The organism is Mesorhizobium hawassense (assembly GCF_003289945.1).
In the GTDB taxonomy this organism is placed as follows: Bacteria; Pseudomonadota; Alphaproteobacteria; order Rhizobiales; family Rhizobiaceae; genus Mesorhizobium; species Mesorhizobium hawassense.
On sequence record NZ_QMBP01000021.1, the window covers coordinates 94,722 to 113,833 of the forward strand.

Here is a 19,112-nt window from a genome sequence, read left to right on the forward strand (position 1 = left end):
CGCAGGCCGGGTCGCCGGTCGACGCGTCTAGTCGAACCGAGCCTGCATGACCTGCTGACGTGTAGTGTGGAACGCCGGAGCCTGGCGCCCAAAACACGAACGATGGCGATAACCGCGAGGCAGGCATTGGCCCCGGTGACGGCAATGGCCAGCGCAGCGCCCAGCAGAGCCACGCTCCCCACGACAATGCCTTCTTCTACGGCCGCGCGGGTCGCGTTCAGGGCGTCGACACGATCCTTCTCTTCCTTGACCTAAGCCGGGCCAAATCGCGGTTCGGCCCGGCTGCGCAAGGACTATGAGTCGGGCCTTTGGTCGGACCAATTGGGGCGCAAGGGCCCGGTGGCGCGCCAGCAGAACTAGTCTCTTGCTGGAATACCCGAACGTGGGCGTCGCGCTTTCCTAAACAGCTTTCACTGGCAGGCTGTTGAAAAAGGCACTCGCCACCGGACCGCAGCGGTGATTCACTGGTTCCGAAGGGATTCGGAGGTGACGAGTGCGCGGCGGCGACGATCGAACTGGCGAACTGTTCAGCTATGTTGACCTTGAGGCGCGGTGCGGCGCAATCATCCGTTGCGGGCGGTCCGGTTGATCGTGAGCGAGGTGCTGTCGGCGCTGGAGCGGGACTTCGCGGCGCTGTATTCGCCGATCGGACGGCCGTCGATCCCGCCGGAGAAGCTGCTGCGGGCGATGCTGTTGCAGGCGTTCTATTCGATCCGCTCGGAGCGGCTGTTGATGGAGCGGCTGGAATACGACCTTCTGTTCCGCTGGTTCGTCGGGATTGGCGTTGACGATGCGGCCTGGGATCATTCGGTGTTCTCCAAGAACCGCGACCGGTTGCTGGAGGGCGACATCGCTGCAAAGTTCCTGGCGGCGGTGCTGGCGCAACCCAAGGTGAAGAAGCTTCTGTCGACGGATCACTTCTCGGTCGACGGCACGCTGATCGAGGCGTGGGCGTCGATGAAGAGCGTCAAATCGAAGGACGGCTCGGGCGAGCCGCCGGTTGAAGGGGGTGGGCGAAACGCCGAAGCGGACTTCCATGGCCACAAGCGCTCGAACGACACACATGCCTCGACCACCGATCCCGACGCCAAGCTCTACCGCAAGGGACAGGGCAAGGAGGCCAAGCTATGCTTTATGGGACATGCCTGATGGAGAACCGCCACGGCCTGCTGGTCGACGCCTGCCTGACACTGGCCGACGGACATGCTGAGCGGGTGGCCGCACTGCACATGATCGAACCTCGAGCGGAGTGGCCACAGGCGATCACGCTCGGCGCCGACAAGGCCTACGATGCGGAAGACTTCGTCAATGAGCTGCGCTCGATGGGGGTGACGCCGCATGTAGCGCAGAATACAAGCGGCCGTAGTTCGGCCATCGACGGGCGCACCACCCGGCATAGCGGCTATGCTGTCAGTCAGCGTATTCGCAAGCGCATTGAAGAGGCGTTCGGCTGGATCAAGACGGTCGCCGGTCAGCGCCAAACCAAGTTCCGCGGCCGGGACCGCGTCGGATGGGGCTTCTCCTTCGCTGCCGCCGCCTACAATCTGGTGCGGCTGCCGAAGCTCATCGCTGGGACCAACTGACATGGCAAAGGTTCCAGCCATCGCCAAGGCCTTTGCCGGTCGCTGGCGTATCGTCGAAATGGATGTCTGGGACAACGATTTCCTCGATCTCGTCGAGGAGGCGCATCTGACATTCAAAGGCGCGACGGACGGCGAGATCGGCTTCGGTGCCCTCAAAGGCTTCCTTGACGTCCGCTACGGCGCGCGAGACGGCTCGGCCTGCGCGGAATTCTCATGGGAGGGTCACGACGAAAGCGATCCCGCTTGTGGTCGCGGATGGGCGATGATCGGCACCGCGGGTCGCCTCGTCGGCCACTTCTACATCCACAATGCCGACGAGTCAGGCTTCGTCTGCGAGCGCGCCGACTTCTTCAACAGCCTGCCAGGCGGAAGGAAGCTAGTCCTTGGCGCGCCCCTACAGCAGTCCGGCTTGCTCCGCCTCGCGGCGCAGATTCTGGCGAGGGCGCGGGCCGATCTGCTGGATCACCAAGCCGGCCGCCAGCGAGCCGACGTCGCCGCAGTCCTTGAGGCTGCGTCCGGTCGTGTAGCCGTAAAGGAAGCCGGCGGCATAAAGATCCCCGGCGCCGGTCGTATCGACCAGCTCCTTGATCCTTGTCGCCTGGATGGTGACGGTCTCGTCGCCGCGCACGATGACCGAGCCTTTTTCAGAACGGGTGATAGCGGCTATTCTGCAATCCTTGCGGATAGCGGCGAGCGCCTCCTCGAAGGAAGCGGTCTGGTAAAGCGACTTTATCTCGTGGCTGTTGGCAAAGACGATGTCGACGGTGCCTGAGCGCATCAGCTCGAGGAACTCGTCGCGGTAGCGGTCGACGCAAAAGGAATCCGACAGTGTCATCGACACTTCGCGGCCCGCCGCATGGGCCAGCTTTGCAGTCTGGCGGATAGCCTCCTTGGCGCGCGGCGGATCCCAAAGATAGCCCTCGAAATAGGTCACCTTGGCGCCGGCCGCCTTGTCGGCCTCGACATCCTCCGGGCCAAGCTCGACGCAGGCGCCGAGATAGGTGTTCATCGAACGCTTGCTGTCTCGGATAGCGTGCAATCCCGCAAGAAGTCGTTCCTGAGCTGTGTCGCCGAAACCCAGGCGCTGCAAACGCTGGGTGAGCGGCGGATGAATGGCGGCAGTCTTGCTGACACCCTGGCGGCGCCACGAGATTGAAGAATTGTCGTGAGCTGAGGGGCGACCTGTTCGCAGGGCACGGCTCCTCCTTGCCGCGTTTGCGAAGGCAATATTTCGAGTGTTCAATGGAGTGACGCGCGCGAGCAATCACGCGTGCATCGTTACAGCGCTTCTCAGCTGGTATTTCTGGTGGTTGGTTGGCCGGCGGCAACCCAGTGTCTGTAGATGTCACATCCCGGCGCCAATTGCCTCAGGCCGCCAGCCAGCATGTGTCCTGCCTCGTCGAGCTCCTCCTGCGGCATCGTTTCCAGGCTTTCCAAAATGAACCACATCCGGCCGCCGACGCGGTCCAGCCGGGTGCGCGTGCCCTGTCGCCAGTTCCACCGGCGGCACGTCACGCCGAGGTCATCGCGCCAGATCACTTCTCCCTGGGCGGGATGTTCGACGATCGCCTCTCCGTTCATGACCGTGTCGAACGCTTCGGTCCCATCCGCGACCGACAATCTCGGCTTGCCAACATAGGCATCGAAGTTCTCGCCCCCGACCGGAATGGCAAAGCGTAGGCTCACGGCATTGTAAAGGTCGACGACTGGATTGATCGACGGGATACGGCCGTCTTTCTCGACCCGTTTCCTCAAGGCTTGAGCAGAACATGGCGTCCGGCTTGGTTTCGCACCGAACCTGCTGTAGGCCTCGGCCCAACTCGCCATATGCGCCTTTGCCCATTGGGGCCCACCGGAGACTACGAAGTCGCAGGCGCTCTGCAGGATCTCGGGGTCAAGCTTGCCTTTTGCTGCGCCGTTGGCATCGACCAGAATGCTGATTGCGCGGAATCCAGGGGCAATCGCCGCGACCGCTTTGTCAACCACCGGAAAATCGATCATGTCCCTCTGGCTCTCAGTGACCATTTTAGTCTACAATATCGACCATGGACCGTAAAGTCAATATATCGACCGAACCGGGCGCCGATGTTGAACGCGTCAGCGCAACGGTGTCTCAAAACCTCCGGAATTTCAGGCGGCAAAGTTCCCTGACGCTCGATGAGCTCTCACGCCGATCAGGCGTAAGCAAAGGCATGCTGGTTGAGATCGAGAAGGGAACCGCCAATCCGAGCATCGCCATTCTCTGCAAAACCGCGGCTGCCCTCGGAGTGTCCGTCGCTGACTTCGTGAATGTGGCGCCGAGCGTGCCGGCGCGGATCGTACAGGCGCATGATGCCTCCACCTTGTGGCGAGGTCCGAAGGGAGGAAGCGCCACTCTGCTTGTGGGAACGCACGGGCCTGACATGATCGAACTTTGGAGATGGACAATGTTTCCTGGCGAAATGTTTGAATCGTCTGGACACTCTCCCGGCACGCTGGAGCTCATTAACGTGGAAGCGGGGGAACTCACACTTAAGCTGGCGGACACGGATCTTGTCGTTCAACCGGGCTCCTCCGTGTTGGCGCGAACGGAGGACAGGCACGCCTATCTCAATTGCGGGGTCGAGGAGCTTCGCTTCATCATGGCGGTTGCGGAACTGCAGCGAACTCGAATGAGATTTGAACTCTAACGTCCGCTGAGATCGCCGGCGGCCCGTGGCTAATGATTTGCGGCCGAGGAGATCGCTTTACGAAGTCGTAAGACGATAGCTGCGGCCGTTGCATGCGCTTGCCCTAATCCCAGCTCTGAGAGTGGGTAGCCTAGCAACTAAGCAGCGAGGATTGGCTTGAGACGCGGCGCATTTCCGGTCGGAGCGGCTCCCTCTTCACCTGTTGGCTTCTAGCCTATCCGAAGGCAACAGGCTCGATCGATGAATTCGTCACGTCCACATTTGCCTGCACCCAAGGTGAAGCGGTTTAGCTCGGCGAAGAGCGGTCAGCCAGCCAAGCTTCCCGCCTTCAGCTGCTGCAATATTTCTGCGGGGCGAGACGACCGCGACGCCAACCCGCCCGCTTGCCCCGCACCGGATGGGCCGTAGCGGGGGCGCAGCATCGCCAGAGATGGGAAGCCATTCGCTTTGAAAAGGAAAGTTGAAGCCATAATGGTTTCGTGTTATGCAATTTTTATGCGTAAGGATTTTCCGAATTAGAATATGACGCGGAAACCCCTCGATCAAACTGAAAAGCTCATTATCCGACTTCTGCAGGACGACGGGCGGATGGCCACGGCTGAGATTGCGAGGCGGCTAAACTCCAGCGAGCCCACGATTCGTAAGAAGCTGAGCCAACTCGTGCAGGATGGGCGACTTCGTATTCGAGCCGCTGCCGATCCGGTGGAGCTTGGATACGAAGCGTCCGCCTTCATCGGAATTGATGTCGAACGCAATGCCATCATCAAGGTCGCGACCGTGCTGCGGCAGTACTCGTTCGTGGATAGCGTAGCCGTCACGACGGGGCCTTACGACCTCATCGTCAAAGCGTGCTTCAAGACCCTTCGTGATCTATACGACTTCATCCTGGTCGAACTCGCCGCGGTTGAGGGGATCAAGGACTCCAACTCTCTGATGATTCTGCAGAGCATCAAGAACGATGGTCTGATTGGAGTCGCCGGGCTCGAAGACGGGCGCGTCCACGAATCTCAAACCCAAGGGGAGTCTTGAAATGCCAGCTTTCTCGAAGCAGGAGATGAGCCGTCGTATCGACGCCTTCCGCCAAAAGCTCGCGGCGGAGCGCGTCGATGTGGCTTTTCTGCACACTGCCGACAATGTTTTTTACATGAGCGGCGTTCCGCTGCTGTCGGAATGGGGTCGGCCTATGTGGGCAATCCTCCCTTCATCGGGGGCAAGTGCAGTATGCGGTGCCGCTATCGAGAAGGAGAACATGGAGAAGCACAGCTCCTTCGATGAGATAATAGCCTATGGTGACGACGAAAATGTTGTAAGTGCGAGCCTCAAGCTTTGCGCTGACTTCATTGCGCGCCGCGGATCGGCCAAGATCAGGCTAGGCATCGAGGAAGCTCTCTTGCCCGTTGGTTTGTTCCGCGCTTTCCAAGCTCGCTTTCCTGACGCCGAACTAGTGGAAGTCGGCCCCTGGATTGCAGAACTGAGGCTGGTTAAGTCGAACGAAGAAATCCGGCTGCTCGAATTGGGGGCCGATCTCGCAAAAATCGGCGCTGATGCTTTTCTTGAAGCGATGCACGATAACGTCACTGAGCTCTCTGTGGCCGCGCACGCAGTCGCCGCCGTGAACAAGGCGCTAGGCGCGCTATCCGATAACGGCCTAACCAGCACCTACGCCTACGCCCAGTTTGGCGATCACACCATGGTGCCACACCTTCATCCGACAAGCCGTCGACTTAAGCGAGGAGACCTTGTCTCTCTAAACATCTTTCCCGTAATTTGGGGTTACTGTGCGGAACTTGAACGCACCTTTGTCTACGGCGAGCCGACTGCCGAGATCATACGGCCTCTAAACGCTGTAAATGAGGCATTCGACGCGGGGAAGGAGGCGTTAAAGCCGGGCTTAGCTATGTCCGAGATCGACGCGCTTACCCGTCGCATACTTGAGAAATATGACTTGGCAAAATTCATTCGCCACGGCACGGGCCACGCGCACGGCATTATGATCGGCGCGGCTAGTCGCGAAGAAAATGGAGAACTGCGCCTCTACAACAAGACACGGTTACTTCCCAATATGGCGAACTCGGTTGAACCCGGTGTCTACATTCCTGGGGTTGGCGGCTTTCGTCATTCCGACGTGCTGATCGTCACGGAGACGGGTTCGCGCTGCATCACTGATTTCCCTCGAGACATCGGCTTCTAAGAGCCGAGACTTGCGCTCGGCGGTGCTTTTTCCTCCGAAGCTTCACGGCGGTGCAGAGTTTGGAGAGCAGAAGGGATGGAACAGCAAAGCCTCACGCCGTTGCTAGTGCCAGCAGAGGATTTTGATGGGAACATCTGGAGTCGCCGCGATTGGTTTCGACAACTGGGGCCGCCTGCGCATACGCCAAGGCTTGCGAAGGCACGCCATTCGTTTCGTTCGTGGGCTTCAGCTTTGCTCACCCGTGAAGAATACCATGAAACGCCTTCGCGATCGCTCAATGTGATCGCGCATCGCTGCCTCGGCCCCCTTGGCATCTCTTCGCTTGATCGCCTTGATGATGCGAGCGTGCTCATTGTTCGCGTCCGTCGTGGCGCGCGAGTGAAAATACAAGCGGAACAAATGCACGTGAGTGTGAAGCCGCGCCAATGTGTCCTGGATTAGGTTGTTACCGCTGCCAACCGCAATCATGTCATGGAACGCACCGTCGCTCTGCGCGAAATGACTGTAGGCCGAGCGCGCGTCCTCAGGACGGCTTCGGCGCATGTCCTGATCGATGGTTTCGAGCGCGGCGATCGACTCATCGGTCATTTGCTCGGCAGCTCTCGCGGCACCGAACGGTTCGACGAGCATTCGCAGGTCGTAAAGCTGCTCCAAGCCGGAGCGATCCATTTGTGGGGCCGCGCTGTAGCCGATTAGGTGTGTCTTCACCACAAGTCCCTGCGCTTCCAGGCGGGAAAGCGCCTCGCGAATCGGCGTTTGCGATACACCCAGTTCGCGAACAAGATTTTCAACCGTGATGCGGCCTCCGGGAGGGATTTTGAGCGACATCAGTTGGGCATAAATTGCGCTGTACACCTCGTCGCCGAGACCTGCCGGACGCCGCAACAGGCCTGTTGGGCTTCCGTTTCGATCGCCTTTGTCGCGTACCATTTTTCCGAATCTCTTCCCTTGACGCCATACTCTTTATCAGCATAGTCTCTAATATGCAATCAGATATCCGATAGGATTTGATGTATGATGATGACTATCCCAGTGGGTGATGTTCGGAACGTGGCGACGCTGGCTCTCCAGAAGGCAAGTGTGCCTATGGAGCACGTGATCGAGCAGCTGGATCTTCTGATGGAGGCGGAGCTGCGTGGGGTCCCCTCGCACGGATTGCTGCGTCTAAGTCGCATAATCCGTCGAGTGCGCAATGGAGTCGCCGATGCAAAGACGAGCGGCTCGCACACCTGGCGGGCAGAAGCTTTCCTGGAAGTCGACGGTGAGCGCGGGCTGGGACCGGTTGTCGCGAACTCGGCACTTAAGGTGTTGATGGAGCGAGCCAAAAAGACGGGGATCGCGGTTGCCGGGATCCGGAACTCAAATCACCTTGGGATGCTAGGCTGGTACGCCGAGCGCGTCGCGACCAGCGGCTTCACGATCATTGCACTGTCGACAAGCGAGGCGCTTGTGCATCCGTGGGGTGCGCGCAAAGCGATGCTCGGCACAAACCCGATCGCCGTTGGAATCCCCACAGGTGGTCTGCCCTTTATGATGGACGCCGCCACAAGCGTTGTGTCTATGGGCGAGATACACGATCACGCAAATCGTAATGAACCCATACCGCCACACTGGGCCCTCGATGCCCAGGGCAACCCCACGACAGACGCGAAAGAGGCGAGGAAGGGATCCATAGCGCCGTTTGGCCAAGCCAAGGGTTATGCGCTCGGCATCGCTTTCGAGCTCCTGGTTAGTAGCCTGGCGGGTGCGGCGATCGGCCGTGAAGTCAGCGGCACACTCGACGACACGAGTGTTTGCAACAAAGGCGATGTGTTCATCGTCATTGATGGTCCTCACCGCGACCTGCAAGCTTATCTCCAGGAAATTCGCAGCATGGATCCCGCCGATGGCTTCTCCGAAGTGCTTATTCCCGGAGAGCGCGGCCGTGCCTGCCGCGAAAGGCGCATAGCGGAAGGTGTGCCCATGGCCGAAGAGCTGTGGACGGAGATGCAGATTCTGGCCGGCCTTAAAAACGCTGCTTGATCAAGGGGAGGGTGAGTTTTGACTTTGTTTGGAGCCCAGCGCGCGCCGCGCAATCTGATCTTCGGCGCAGGTCAGCGCAATACCGTTCCCGGGTACGCAGATCAGCTTGGCCGCCGGGCGCTCATAGTGACTGACGCTCGTTTAGGCGACGATGCCGATTTCCGCAAAGTCGTGGACGGCATCAATTCAGCTGGCGTCCACACTCGCGTATTTGACGGCACCGTCGCCGAGTTGCCATTGGAATGTATAGCGGAGGGCGTCGATGCAGGAAAAGCTTTCGGCGCGGACCTCGTCATTGGCATTGGCGGAGGTAGCTGCCTCGATGCTGCAAAAGTGTGCGCGCTGTTACTTGCTCATGACGGAAGAGCCTCCGATTATTACGGTGAGTTCAAAGTGCCTGGGCCTGTAACCCCCCTGATCCTAATGCCAACCACATCGGGAACGGGCTCCGAGGTCACACCGGTGGCGGTCATCACGGATCCTGATCGAGCGGTCAAGGTAGGCATTGCCAGCCCCCACCTCATTTGCCACACCGCAGTTTGCGATCCTGAGTTGACCTATTCCTGCCCGCCCGGACTGACTGCCGTATCGGGCGCGGATGCGCTCACGCATGCGATCGAGGCTTACACTACGATGCGCCGGGTCCCGACCACGAATATCGTTCACGAGCACGTGTTTGTTGGCAAAAATGCGATGAGTGACGCGTATGCCATAATGGCTATCTCTCACATCTCATCAAGTCTGAAGCGCGCCTATGACAACGGCAATGATCTTGAGGCGCGAGAACGCCTGATGCTGGGGGCCATGGCCGCCGGTCTCGCATTTGGAACAGCAGGCACTGCGGCAGCCCATGCGGTCCAGTATCCTGTGGGTGCAATTACGCACACGGCTCATGGGGCTGGCGTCGCAGTGATGATGCCATATGTGATGGAATTCAATCGAAAGTATTGCGAGCCGGAGCTTGCTGAGATTGGTCTCGCGATGGAACTGGACCTTGCTGGAAAGTCCGCCGCGGATGCGGCTATTGCCACGATTGACGCTGTCGCAAGTCTCTTTCGTTCGATCGGGATCCCAAGCACTATTGCCGACCTCGGTGTCGTCAAAGCGCAACTGCCCCAAATAGCCGAGCAGGCCATGGGCAGTGCACGACTGATCAAGAACAATCCACGTCCCCTCGACCTGGCGAGCATGGGTGTTCTTGTCGACGCCGCATTCGCGGGAGATCGTGGCCGGCTAAGAAGCGACGAAGATGCAAGAAAGGCAAATTCACCATGACGATAATGCAAGAAATCTTCTCGCACCTTGATTTTGATCTCCAATCTGTTCCGAGCGATCTCTTTATCGACGGCAAGTGGCGGCGTGCACGATCAAACAAGCGGATTGACGTTATAGACCCCTCCACTGGGGCGGCGATCGCAACCGTTGCCGATGCAGGGGTTGAGGATGCGTCAGACGCCGTCGCAGCTGCCTATGCAGCCGGCCCAACTTGGGCGGCGCTGGCGCCGCGTCGGCGGTCGGAAGTTCTACGACGCTGCTTCGAACTGATGATTGAGCGAAAAGACATGCTGGCTCAGCTCATCAGCTTGGAAAATGGCAAGTCGCTCAGCGATTCCCACGGCGAGGTGAACTACGCAGCGGAGTTCTTTAGGTGGTTTTCGGAGGAGGCTGTCCGACTCAACGGCGAAATGTCGACGGCACCGTCTGGTGCAAACAAGATCATCGTTCAGCATCAGCCAATCGGAGTTGCGGTACTTGTCACGCCATGGAACTTCCCCGCTGCCATGGCGACACGCAAGATCGCTCCAGCACTTGCTGCGGGGTGCACGTGCGTTCTGAAACCAGCAGCGGAAACGCCACTGACAGCGTATGCTCTCGCGGCCCTCTATGCTGAGGCCGGTGTGCCTGACGGGGTGGTTAATGTCATTACCACCGCGAGCTCGGGGTCCGTGGTCAGCAAGATGTTGCATGACCCTCGCGTGCGAAAATTGTCCTTCACAGGTTCAACGGAGGTCGGACGTAAACTACTGCATGAAGCCGCCGATACTGTGATCTCCTGCTCGATGGAACTCGGCGGCAATGCTCCGTTCATAGTATTCGAAGACGCCGATCTCGATGCAGCGATCGATGGAGCCATGATCGCAAAGATGCGCAATGGGGGCGAGGCGTGTACCGCCGCGAACCGTTTCTACGTGCATAAGGGAATTGTTGACGCCTTTTCGCAGCGCCTCGCGTCGAGAATGGCAGCTATGAATGTTGGCCCAGGATACGACCGGGCTACGGAATGCGGGCCGGTAATCAATAAAAAGGCTCTGGAGCGGATCGACAAATTGGTGACCGATGCGACCGACCGTGGCGCGGTGGTGCTGACCGGTGGCAAGGCGATTGACCGGGATGGCTTCTATTTCCCGCCGACGGTCCTGCGAGACGTGTCGCCAGACTCGACAATAGCCAAGGAGGAGATCTTCGGCCCGATTGCGGCTCTGACTACATTTGAGACCGAGGACGAAGTTTTGGCGGCATCCAACGACACCGAATACGGCTTGATCTCATATGTCTACACGCGTGATCTCGCGCGTGGTTTGCGGGTTTCAGAGAAGTTGGAATCTGGCATGGTCGGTCTGAACCGAGGGTTGGTCTCTGATCCCGCCGCACCATTTGGCGGCGTCAAACAAAGTGGCCTCGGTCGAGAGGGCTCACATCACGGCATCTTAGAGTTCTCGGAAGTAAAATACATTGCTGTGAATTGGTGAAGAATAGCATTTTTCGAAAGCTAGTCGCGACATCGAGAATTGCAAAAGAGCCTTCTTTTAAAAGAAGGTTATTTCTGGAGATACCGAAAAAATGTCCCTCTCAACTTCAATCCGTTCCTATATTGCTGACGAAGTCCAACGCACCCGAGGAGTTAATGCCGAAATTTCGCCCTTCAGCTCTCATTATCCCGACATTGATCTCGAAGACGCATATTGGGTTGTAGAGGAAATGCGTCGGCGACGTGAGGCAAATGGAGAGAGGGTTGTCGGTCGCAAAATCGGGTTCACGAACTCTGCGGCCTGGGCCGGCTACGGCATTACGGGGCCGATTTGGAACTACCTTTACGACACAACAACTTCTGATCTCAGCGAGAAAGCCAGCCTCGACGTAGCAAACTGGCCCAACGTAAGAATGGAGGCAGAAGTTGCTCTCGGTTTGTGCGCAGCTCCAGACTCCAGAATGGATGAACTCGAACTCCTTGGATGCGTGCAATGGGCAGCTCTGGATTTTGAGGTCTGCACGTCGATCTTCCCAGACTGGCGTTTTAAAGTTGCAGACGGAGCGGCCACGGGAGTTCATGTCGCGCTTCTTGTTGGCCCACGGCACGCCATTGAGGATGATCGCGAGCGGTGGGGCAGGCAGTTACAGAGCTTTTCAGCGACGTTAGCCAGCAATGATGGCGCTTCGGCCATCGGGGGTGGCTCGCAGGTCCTAGGTAGCCCGATCAAAGCCTTTGCCTACCTGGTACGGGAGCTGGAGCGGTTCGGAGGCGAACCGCTGAAGACGGGCGACATCGTTACTACTGGAACTCTGACCGTAGCTCTGCCTGCTCAGTCTGGCCAGCGCTGGCGTGCGTCGGCCTCAGGCATCCCATTCGAAGAAATAAGCCTCGACCTCGTCTAGCCCCTTAAGGCGGGTCGCTAATAATCTCATGCGAAAGGAGGAATGGAATGCCTGTTTTTTCAAATGCCGAAATGGCGCGTCGCATTGCTGGCCTTCGTGACAAACTCGTTACGGAGAAGATCGACTTTGCCTTTCTGCACACCGCTGACAGTGTCTTCTACTTGAGCGGTATACCGCTGCTCTCGGAGTGGGGGCGGCCGATGTGGGCCATTTTGCCCGCATCTGGTCAGAGCGCAGTTTGTGGTGCGGCCATCGAAAAGGAGAACATGGAGTTCCATAGCGCCTTTGATGAGGTGCTCGCTTACGGTGACGATGAAAATGTGGTCCAAGCCAGCCTCGAGCTGTGCGCTAATTTTATTGCGCGGCATAGCACAGGCAAGGTCAGACTGGGCATCGAGGAAGCATTGCTTCCGGTGGGCATCCACCGGGCGCTGCAAGGGCGATTCCCGAACGCCGATTTGATAGAGATTGGCCCCGCAATTGAAGAGTTGCGCCTCGTCAAATCAGACGAGGAGCTCCGCATCCTAGACCTTGGCGGACAATTGGCCAAGGTTGGAGCCAATGCATTCTTGGAGGCCCTGCACGAAAACGTCACGGAACTCGCCGTAGCTGCTCACGCCGTCGCGGAGGTCAACAGGGCCATGGGTGCCTTGTCTACAAACGGCCTGACTAGCACATACGCGTACGCCCAATTTGGCGACCATACGATGACGCCGCACTTGCATCCCACGAGCCGGCGCCTGAAGCGGGGTGACCTGGTCGCGCTCAATGTCTTCCCCGTAATGTGGGGCTATTGCACCGAGCTCGAGCGCACTTTCGTGTTTGGTGAACCGAGCGCAGCTCAAAGGAAACCCTTGGACGCGGTGAACGAAGCATTCGATGCCATCAAGCTCGCGCTCAAGCCCGGGCGCGCAATGTCCGATATGGCTCAAATGGAACGCGACATTTTCAGAAGGTGCGAACTGGACCAGTACGTCCGTCATGGAACCGGCCACGCGTTGGGGATCATGATTGGCGCAGGCGGACGCGAAGAAAAAGGCGAGCTTCGAATTTACAACCCCAGGAAGCTCGTTTCGAACATGGTCCACTCGGTGGAGCCTGCGGTTTACATTCCAGGGGTCGGTGGGTTTCGCCATTCCGATGTAATGGTCATCACGAATGACGGCGCAAGAAATACAACCGACTTTCCGCGCGATATATGAGCGTGAGGATGCTGTTTTTTCAGTAAAAGAGGTCTTTGCATTAGAAATGGAGTGATATCTAGAAAAACGTAGAACGTGTGTCTTTCTTCGATCTAACGAGAACTCAACAGAAGGGAACTAAAATGAAGAATGGTAAGCGTCCAACATCCGGAAAGGGATTCTCACGTCGCCTTGTCCTGGCAGCCTGTTTCAGCGCTGTTTCCGCCGCTGCTTTCCTGTCTCCGAGGGTGGCTGCAGCTGAGGATGGCGACATTGTCGTAGGAGCATTGATGCCCTTGTCCGGGGCGGGAGGCCCATTTGGCCAAGAAATGTTGGCCTCTGCCAAAGTTGCGCTCGAGGAGATTAACGCTGCCGGCGGTCCTCTGGGGCGCAAGATCAAGCTCGTCGAGGAGAACGATGAGACGAACCCGGAAGCTGCCGTGCGTGCTGCGCGTAAATTGGTCGACGTCGATAAGGTAAAAGCCATCTTCGGGACTTGGGCCAGCAGCGTCACCTTGGCAGTCGCGCCCATCGTACAAGAAAAGGGCTTAGTCCTATTCTCGAATTCAGGTGCCAGCCGCATCACGGAAATTCAGAAAAAAGGCCACGTCTACCGACTCGAGCCCGACGACCTGTTGTTCGGGAAGGCCTATGCTGAATATGCCGCACAGCAAGGTTGGAAGCGCGCCGCTGTCCTCGGGCTGAACGTTCCCTTCACCCAGACCACGGTGGACGCCTTTAAGCAACGTTTCAACGAGCGAGGTGGTGAGGTCACAAGCTTTGTGACCTACAACGAAGATCAGACTACTTTTTCGACCGAGGTGGCCCGCGTTTTATCCGACCAGCCTGACTTCGTCCACATTTCCGGGTACGAGCCGGATATAACAGCCATCCTCAAGGCGGCTTATCAGGCCGGCCTATCGACTCGCTTCTTTGTGCCTGGCTTTGCAGTGAGCGCAGATCTCATCAAAAATGCGGGACCGGCGGCTGATGGACTGCTTCTTCTGGAAGAAGGTGTTTCGGAGGAGTCGCCAGCCTATCAGCGCCTCGCAGGGCACTTAGGCAAGGACCACTATTATTCATTCGGCGCGCAAGCCTACGATGAGCTCGTGCTCCTCGCGCTAGCAATAGAGGCTGCGAAATCGACTGATGGCGATGCACTTGCCAAGGCAGTGAGGGAAGTTTCCGGGCCGGAAGGTACCAGAGTGACCTCCTTTGCAGATGGCGTTGCTGCGCTCCGTAGGGGGGAGCGCATCAACTATGATGGCGCTTCAGGCCCGCTCGATTTCGACGCGAACGGCAACATAGCCAAAGCGAACTTTCGCGTCTCACAGGTCAAGGACGGCAAGACAGCTCCTGTCGGCAAAATAAGTGAAGTGCAGTTCTGAACTGTATCGACCAGGGCGCCGCATGGTGCGGCGCCCTTAGCCGAAGGTATCGTTTCCTATGGAACTGAAAATCTATCTTGTCTCGGCCCTCGTCTCGGCTGCGATTTGGAGTCTGCCTGCAGCAGCGATTTCTCTGATTTACGGTGTGCTCCGCTATCCCAATTTTGCCATTCCGGAGCTAATGACGCTCGGTGCCTACCTCACTCTGCTCTTGTGCGGATTTGGCGTCCCCCTATGGGTAGCAGGCATTTTTTCTGCGCTCTTGACCGGCCTGGTCGCTCTCGCGTTGGATCAAACAGTGTTCCGGTTCGTGCGCAGAGCAGGCATGCTACCACCCGTTCTGCTGTCCCTTGGTGTCATGCTGGTGGTTCAGAATTTCGTCCGATTTGTCTGGGGCAACGGCAACCTGCAATTTCCAATCACTCCGATGCGCCCCGTAATTCTTGCTGGGTTCATCATCAGCCCCATTCAGCTCATTATCATCGCCACTGGGATCGCAATTCTGGGGGCGATATTCCTGAGCTTGCGGTTTACAGAATTTGGGCGTGCAATCAGGGCAACTTCAACCAATCCGGAACTGGCAGTTGTTACAGGCGTTCAGCCGGAGCGCGTGTATGCCGCTGTCCTGTTTGTAGCTGGTTTTCTTTCAGCTGTTGGTGGTACCGTGTTAGCGACAGAGACCTCGCTCAATCCACTTCTGGGCTGGCGAGTACTCATTCCACTTTTTGCGGTCGCAATCCTGGGAGGCCTCGGTAGTGTGGTTGGCGCGGCTCTGGCGGCGCTACTGGTGGGATTGGCTTCCGAGTTCAGTCTCCTGATCCTGCCCTCCAGCTACAAGACCGCGTTGGCCTTTCTCGTATTGACCCTGGTTCTGCTTGTGCGCCCAAGCGGACTGATCAAGTCCGGGAGCTAAGTCATGATTGATTATGCTGTTTCAATCTTAATATTCGCCTGTATATACGGTTTGGTTGCTCTTGGCTTGAACATCCAGTGGGGTCTCACCGGACTAATCAACCTTGGTCAAGTCGCTTTCTTTGCTGTTGGCGCCTATACTTTCGCGCTGCTTTCGAAAATCGGAATGCCGTTCCCCGTCGGGGTGCTGGTGGCCACACTGACTGGTGGTGGCTTTGGCGCGGCCGTTGCGATGTTCACGCCTCGACTCCGGGAGGACTATTTGGCGATTGTCACGCTGGGCTTTAGCGAGTTTGTGAGGCTGATCCTGCTCAACGAAAAGTGGCTCGCCGGTGGGCCAGATGGAATAGCCGGGATTCAACGGCCCATGACGATCGCCGGTTTCGGCTCGGAGGTGTCGTTCCTGATAATCGTCGTGGTGACGTTGGCGATCGCCTTCGCGTTCACGCGGCGTATCGAAGGGTTTCCGATCGGGCGTACACTGAGGGCGATCCGCGAAGACGAGACCGTTGTCAGCTCGGTCGGAAAGGTCACCCTGGCCTACAAAACCCGCGCCTTCATGCTCGGTGCCGCATTAGCTGGATTAGGGGGCGCCTTCTTTGCCAGTTACCTCAGCTACATCTCGCCCGACATGTTTGGCCCCAACGTAAGCATTTATGTCCTTGCGGCGGTGCTTATCGGCAGGCAAGGATCCAGCGTCGCTACTTTGGCCAGCACTGCGCTTGTGGCTCTGCTCCTCGAAGGCACGAGAATTCTGAAAGACTACGTCACCTTCGTGGACGGAGTCGAGCTTGCAGCCTTGCGCCTGATGCTTCTTGGTATCGCATTGATTGCCATCGTAGCCGTTCGGTATGGACCGCGGAGGGCCGTATGAAAGAGATTCTCGAAATCAAGTGCCTCAGTCGACGCTTTGGTGGGCTGCAAGCGGTAAACAAGTGCGAATTTTCCGTGCGTGCTCACAGCATCACTGGGTTGGTCGGGCCGAACGGAGCCGGGAAGTCCACGCTCTTCAATTTGGTCAGCGGATTTGTACGGCCAGACAGCGGCGAGATCAGGTTTGCGGGTGAACGCATCGACACCTTAAGTGCCCATAGCGTTGCGCGTCTTGGCCTTCGCCGGACGTTTCAGATCCCCCGTGAGCTGAAACAAATGACAGTACTGGAAAACCTATTGCTCGTACCTGAGAATCAGTTCGGGGATAGAATCGTCTCTGTACTATCGCAGGGGAAGAGGGTGCGTGAGGAGGAGGGCAAAAATCTGCAGATCGCTCGTGGCGTTCTAGAGATGGTCGGGCTCAGCGAAAAAGCAACTCATCAGGCTGCCCTTCTCTCTGGGGGGCAGAAGAAGCTCCTCGAGCTCGCGCGCTGCTTGATGGCAAAGCCCAAGTTGCTGTTGCTCGATGAACCAACAGCAGGGGTGAATCCGACCCTAATTCGACACCTCATGTCCGTTCTGCGGCGCGTCAACGAGTCCGGTGTAACGTTGCTGATCATTGAGCATAATATGACCGTGATCATGGAATTGTGTGAGCGTGTAATCGTCATGGACCGCGGCCAGGTGATTGCCGCGGGTTCGCCGTCCGCAATTCAGTCAAACAAACAGGTGCTGGAAGCCTACTTGGGAGGTGTGAGCGCATGAGCGGTACAGCGATCCTAACTGCAGACGCACTTGTGGCGGGATATGGCGAGATGCAAATCCTGCACGGAGTAAGCCTTGAGTTGGCCGCGGGTGAGATTGTTACCGTCATCGGTCCTAACGGGTGTGGCAAGTCTACTCTGCTGAAGACGCTTGCGGGCCTGCTCCGGCCGCAAGGTGGGAGAATCGAGCTCAATGGGCTCGATATTACGAACGCCACCACACGTGACCGGCTGCGTGCTGGTCTGGGCTACGTCCCGCAGGTCCGCAATGTGTTTGGCACGATGAGTGTAGAAGAAAACCTTCGGATGGGTTTATTCGCGGTGCCGGGTTCCATCAAAGACCGGCAAAATTCGGTGCGAGAGATTTTGCCTACTTTAGCCGAATATTGGACAGCAACCGCTGGAAAATTAAGTGGGGGGCAGCAGCAGGTTGTAGCACTCGGGCGAGCACTCATGGCCTCCCCGACCGTCTTGCTTTTGGACGAGCCAAGCGCCGGACTCTCTCCAAAGGCAACGAGCGAGGTCTTTCATCATATCCGGGAGATCAGTAATCGCCAGGGCGTTGCTGTCCTGTTGGTTGAACAGAATGCACATAAGGCGCTCGAAATTTCTGATCGCTGCTACATACTTGCCGAAGGGCGCAACCAAATAGACGGAACCGCTCGGAGCATTCTCAACAACCCTGTGGTCGGAAAGATCTATCTTGGGGCTTATGGAGAGGTTGAATAAGCACTAGAATATCTGGCTAGACAATGATGGGGCGGGCTCTGGAGCGGGCCTGGGATAGCCAGTGAACCGGCTTCGAGCCGCGCGAACTGGAACAACGGCTTTGGCACCGCTGTGCGGTGCCGCTTTGCGGCGAGCTTTAGACCCAGGGCGGTGGCCCCGACATCTGTGGATGCGGTACGCTATCCACATGGCCACAAGGTGCAACAGTGCAGAAGCAGACGACCCGGTCATAGGGGCCCACTGTGAAACGCTAGGCCAACTGGATTACTTTCTCTTGGTCGAGCTAGCGGCGGTCGAAGGTATCAAGGGTGCGAACTCTTTGGTGATCCTTCACACTGTCAAGAAGGGCGGTCTCGTGAGAGTCGCGGCTCTTGCTGAAGATTGAGCGAATGAGGCGACCAGCGAAGGCTTGAACACTTTGGAGGAGTAACATTGGAACCGTTGTGGATGCTGTATGCAGTAGATGAGGATACCGGTCGGCCAGCCAGAACATCACCTCTCGTTCCAGTACAGGGTATGATGACTCACATCGTCCGTTGGGCGGCTGCGAGGTCGACGCCACACCTAAAAAGGTTTTTTCGAGTTGCTCGCATGCGCCCGGAACCGTCTGCGGAAGGCTGATCCGCGCGGTTTCCGCCAAGGCGTGCCGCTCAGCCTGTCGACGCTCGCCGACCAGGTCGGCGCCGGCGCCGCGGCGCTGATGCCGCTGTTCAAGCGGCTCGAAGCCCATGTCTTGGCCGCTTCACGTCTGCATGGCGACGATACGACGGTGCCGGTCCTGGCCAAGGGCAAGACCGATATCGGCCGATTATGGACCTATGTGCGCGATGACCGACCGTTCGGCGGCACCGATCCGCCGGCGGCAGTGTTCTACTATTCCCGCGATCGCCGAGGAGAACATCCCGCGGCGCATCTCGCCGGCTGGAGTGGCATTCTGCAGGCCGATGCCTTTGGCGGTCATGGCGATCTCTATGCGACGGATCGTCAGCCGGCGCCTGTTCTGGAAGCCAGCTGCTGGGCCCACAGCCGGCGCAAAGTGTTCGAGCTGGCCGATATCGAAGCGGCGGCGCGCAAGAAGGCGCGCGGCGAGAAGCCCAACCTGGTCTATCCGCTCGCGGTTGAAGCCGTGAAGCGCATCGATGCCCT

General features: G+C 58.0%; 16 protein-coding genes and 4 pseudogenes. 17 read left to right on the top strand and 3 right to left on the bottom strand.

The window, feature by feature from the left end; genetic code table 11:
- The first annotated feature begins 600 nt into the window (after positions 1-600).
- From DPM33_RS37660 to DPM33_RS30540, 3 genes and pseudogenes are all read left to right on the top strand, one after another.
- Entirely contained in the window at positions 601-1,149 is a 549-nt protein-coding gene (locus tag DPM33_RS37660; protein WP_342634386.1) for an IS5 family transposase, read from the top strand.
- Positions 1,116-1,583, top strand: a pseudogene (locus DPM33_RS37665) (transposase); the annotation flags it as partial. The gene DPM33_RS37660 and the pseudogene DPM33_RS37665, both read left to right, overlap by 34 nt.
- A gap of 1 nt (position 1,584) precedes the next feature.
- A pseudogene (locus DPM33_RS30540) lies at positions 1,585-1,923 on the top strand (hypothetical protein); the annotation flags it as partial.
- A gap of 54 nt (positions 1,924-1,977) precedes the next feature.
- On the opposite strand, the pseudogene DPM33_RS30545 reads toward DPM33_RS30540, so the two are convergent.
- Positions 1,978-2,607 (bottom strand): annotated as a pseudogene (locus tag DPM33_RS30545) (adenosine kinase); the annotation flags it as partial.
- A gap of 266 nt (positions 2,608-2,873) precedes the next feature.
- Entirely contained in the window at positions 2,874-3,584 is a 711-nt protein-coding gene (locus tag DPM33_RS30550) for a B3/B4 domain-containing protein (RefSeq protein ID WP_112101105.1), read from the bottom strand.
- Positions 3,585-3,628: 44 nt separating this feature from the next.
- Here DPM33_RS30550 and DPM33_RS30555 point away from each other — a divergent pair, with 44 nt between their 5' ends.
- The 3 genes from DPM33_RS30555 (at position 3,629) to DPM33_RS30565 (ending at position 6,443) form a co-directional block, all read left to right on the top strand.
- Positions 3,629-4,252: a helix-turn-helix domain-containing protein gene (locus DPM33_RS30555; RefSeq protein WP_112101080.1), complete on the top strand. Its 624-nt coding sequence runs from the start codon at positions 3,629-3,631 to the stop codon at positions 4,250-4,252.
- 522 nt (positions 4,253-4,774) lie between these two features.
- The gene (locus DPM33_RS30560; protein WP_112101081.1) at positions 4,775-5,281 is read left to right on the top strand and encodes an Lrp/AsnC family transcriptional regulator; all 507 of its coding nucleotides are present in this window, start codon (positions 4,775-4,777) and stop codon (positions 5,279-5,281) included.
- A gap of 1 nt (position 5,282) precedes the next feature.
- Positions 5,283-6,443: a M24 family metallopeptidase gene (locus DPM33_RS30565; protein ID WP_112101082.1), complete on the top strand. Its 1,161-nt coding sequence runs from the start codon at positions 5,283-5,285 to the stop codon at positions 6,441-6,443.
- 225 nt (positions 6,444-6,668) lie between these two features.
- Here the strand turns inward: DPM33_RS30565 and DPM33_RS30570 are convergent, their stop codons facing one another.
- Entirely contained in the window at positions 6,669-7,373 is a 705-nt protein-coding gene (locus DPM33_RS30570) for a GntR family transcriptional regulator (protein WP_208648473.1), read from the bottom strand.
- Between the two features lie 84 nt (positions 7,374-7,457).
- On the opposite strand from DPM33_RS30570, the gene DPM33_RS30575 reads away from it, so the two are divergent.
- The 11 genes and pseudogenes from DPM33_RS30575 to DPM33_RS30630 all read left to right on the top strand — a co-directional run.
- Positions 7,458-8,465, top strand: coding sequence for an Ldh family oxidoreductase (locus tag DPM33_RS30575; RefSeq protein ID WP_245442518.1), 1,008 nt, complete (start codon positions 7,458-7,460; stop codon positions 8,463-8,465).
- A gap of 18 nt (positions 8,466-8,483) precedes the next feature.
- Complete coding sequence (locus DPM33_RS30580; protein ID WP_112101083.1) at positions 8,484-9,740, top strand: iron-containing alcohol dehydrogenase; 1,257 nt, start codon at positions 8,484-8,486, stop codon at positions 9,738-9,740.
- A complete protein-coding gene (locus DPM33_RS30585; RefSeq protein WP_112101084.1) occupies positions 9,737-11,215 on the top strand; it encodes an NAD-dependent succinate-semialdehyde dehydrogenase in 1,479 nt (492 codons plus the stop codon). Before DPM33_RS30580 ends, DPM33_RS30585 begins: the two co-directional genes overlap by 4 nt.
- 91 nt (positions 11,216-11,306) lie before the next feature.
- Complete coding sequence (locus tag DPM33_RS30590; protein ID WP_146770348.1) at positions 11,307-12,119, top strand: 2-keto-4-pentenoate hydratase; 813 nt, start codon at positions 11,307-11,309, stop codon at positions 12,117-12,119.
- A 47-nt stretch (positions 12,120-12,166) separates the two neighbouring features.
- A complete protein-coding gene (locus DPM33_RS30595; protein ID WP_112101086.1) occupies positions 12,167-13,321 on the top strand; it encodes a M24 family metallopeptidase in 1,155 nt (384 codons plus the stop codon).
- A 122-nt stretch (positions 13,322-13,443) separates the two neighbouring features.
- The gene (locus DPM33_RS30600; protein ID WP_112101087.1) at positions 13,444-14,688 is read left to right on the top strand and encodes an ABC transporter substrate-binding protein; all 1,245 of its coding nucleotides are present in this window, start codon (positions 13,444-13,446) and stop codon (positions 14,686-14,688) included.
- A 58-nt stretch (positions 14,689-14,746) separates the two neighbouring features.
- The gene (locus DPM33_RS30605; RefSeq protein WP_112101088.1) at positions 14,747-15,601 is read left to right on the top strand and encodes a branched-chain amino acid ABC transporter permease; all 855 of its coding nucleotides are present in this window, start codon (positions 14,747-14,749) and stop codon (positions 15,599-15,601) included.
- A 3-nt stretch (positions 15,602-15,604) separates the two neighbouring features.
- Entirely contained in the window at positions 15,605-16,474 is an 870-nt protein-coding gene (locus DPM33_RS30610; protein WP_112101089.1) for a branched-chain amino acid ABC transporter permease, read from the top strand.
- Positions 16,471-17,238 (top strand): ABC transporter ATP-binding protein, encoded by a 768-nt coding sequence (locus tag DPM33_RS30615; RefSeq protein WP_112101090.1) that lies wholly within the window; start codon positions 16,471-16,473, stop codon positions 17,236-17,238. Before DPM33_RS30610 ends, DPM33_RS30615 begins: the two co-directional genes overlap by 4 nt.
- A complete protein-coding gene (locus DPM33_RS30620; RefSeq protein ID WP_112101091.1) occupies positions 17,235-17,966 on the top strand; it encodes an ABC transporter ATP-binding protein in 732 nt (243 codons plus the stop codon). Before DPM33_RS30615 ends, DPM33_RS30620 begins: the two co-directional genes overlap by 4 nt.
- Before the next feature lie 607 nt (positions 17,967-18,573).
- A pseudogene (locus DPM33_RS30630) lies at positions 18,574-19,112 on the top strand (IS66 family transposase); the annotation flags it as partial.

Coding starts and splice junctions, on each gene's coding strand:
- DPM33_RS30560 (WP_112101081.1), top strand. CDS start 4,775: ATGACGCGGAAACCCCTCGATCAAACTGAAAAGCTCATTATCCGACTT.
- DPM33_RS30615 (WP_112101090.1), top strand. CDS start 16,471: ATGAAAGAGATTCTCGAAATCAAGTGCCTCAGTCGACGCTTTGGTGGG.
- DPM33_RS30570 (WP_208648473.1), bottom strand. CDS start 7,373: ATGGTACGCGACAAAGGCGATCGAAACGGAAGCCCAACAGGCCTGTTG.
- DPM33_RS30590 (WP_146770348.1), top strand. CDS start 11,307: ATGTCCCTCTCAACTTCAATCCGTTCCTATATTGCTGACGAAGTCCAA.
- DPM33_RS30555 (WP_112101080.1), top strand. CDS start 3,629: ATGGACCGTAAAGTCAATATATCGACCGAACCGGGCGCCGATGTTGAA.
- DPM33_RS30605 (WP_112101088.1), top strand. CDS start 14,747: ATGGAACTGAAAATCTATCTTGTCTCGGCCCTCGTCTCGGCTGCGATT.
- DPM33_RS30565 (WP_112101082.1), top strand. CDS start 5,283: ATGCCAGCTTTCTCGAAGCAGGAGATGAGCCGTCGTATCGACGCCTTC.
- DPM33_RS30610 (WP_112101089.1), top strand. CDS start 15,605: ATGATTGATTATGCTGTTTCAATCTTAATATTCGCCTGTATATACGGT.
- DPM33_RS30600 (WP_112101087.1), top strand. CDS start 13,444: ATGAAGAATGGTAAGCGTCCAACATCCGGAAAGGGATTCTCACGTCGC.
- DPM33_RS30620 (WP_112101091.1), top strand. CDS start 17,235: ATGAGCGGTACAGCGATCCTAACTGCAGACGCACTTGTGGCGGGATAT.
- DPM33_RS30550 (WP_112101105.1), bottom strand. CDS start 3,584: ATGATCGATTTTCCGGTGGTTGACAAAGCGGTCGCGGCGATTGCCCCT.
- DPM33_RS30575 (WP_245442518.1), top strand. CDS start 7,458: ATGATGATGACTATCCCAGTGGGTGATGTTCGGAACGTGGCGACGCTG.
- DPM33_RS30585 (WP_112101084.1), top strand. CDS start 9,737: ATGACGATAATGCAAGAAATCTTCTCGCACCTTGATTTTGATCTCCAA.
- DPM33_RS30595 (WP_112101086.1), top strand. CDS start 12,167: ATGCCTGTTTTTTCAAATGCCGAAATGGCGCGTCGCATTGCTGGCCTT.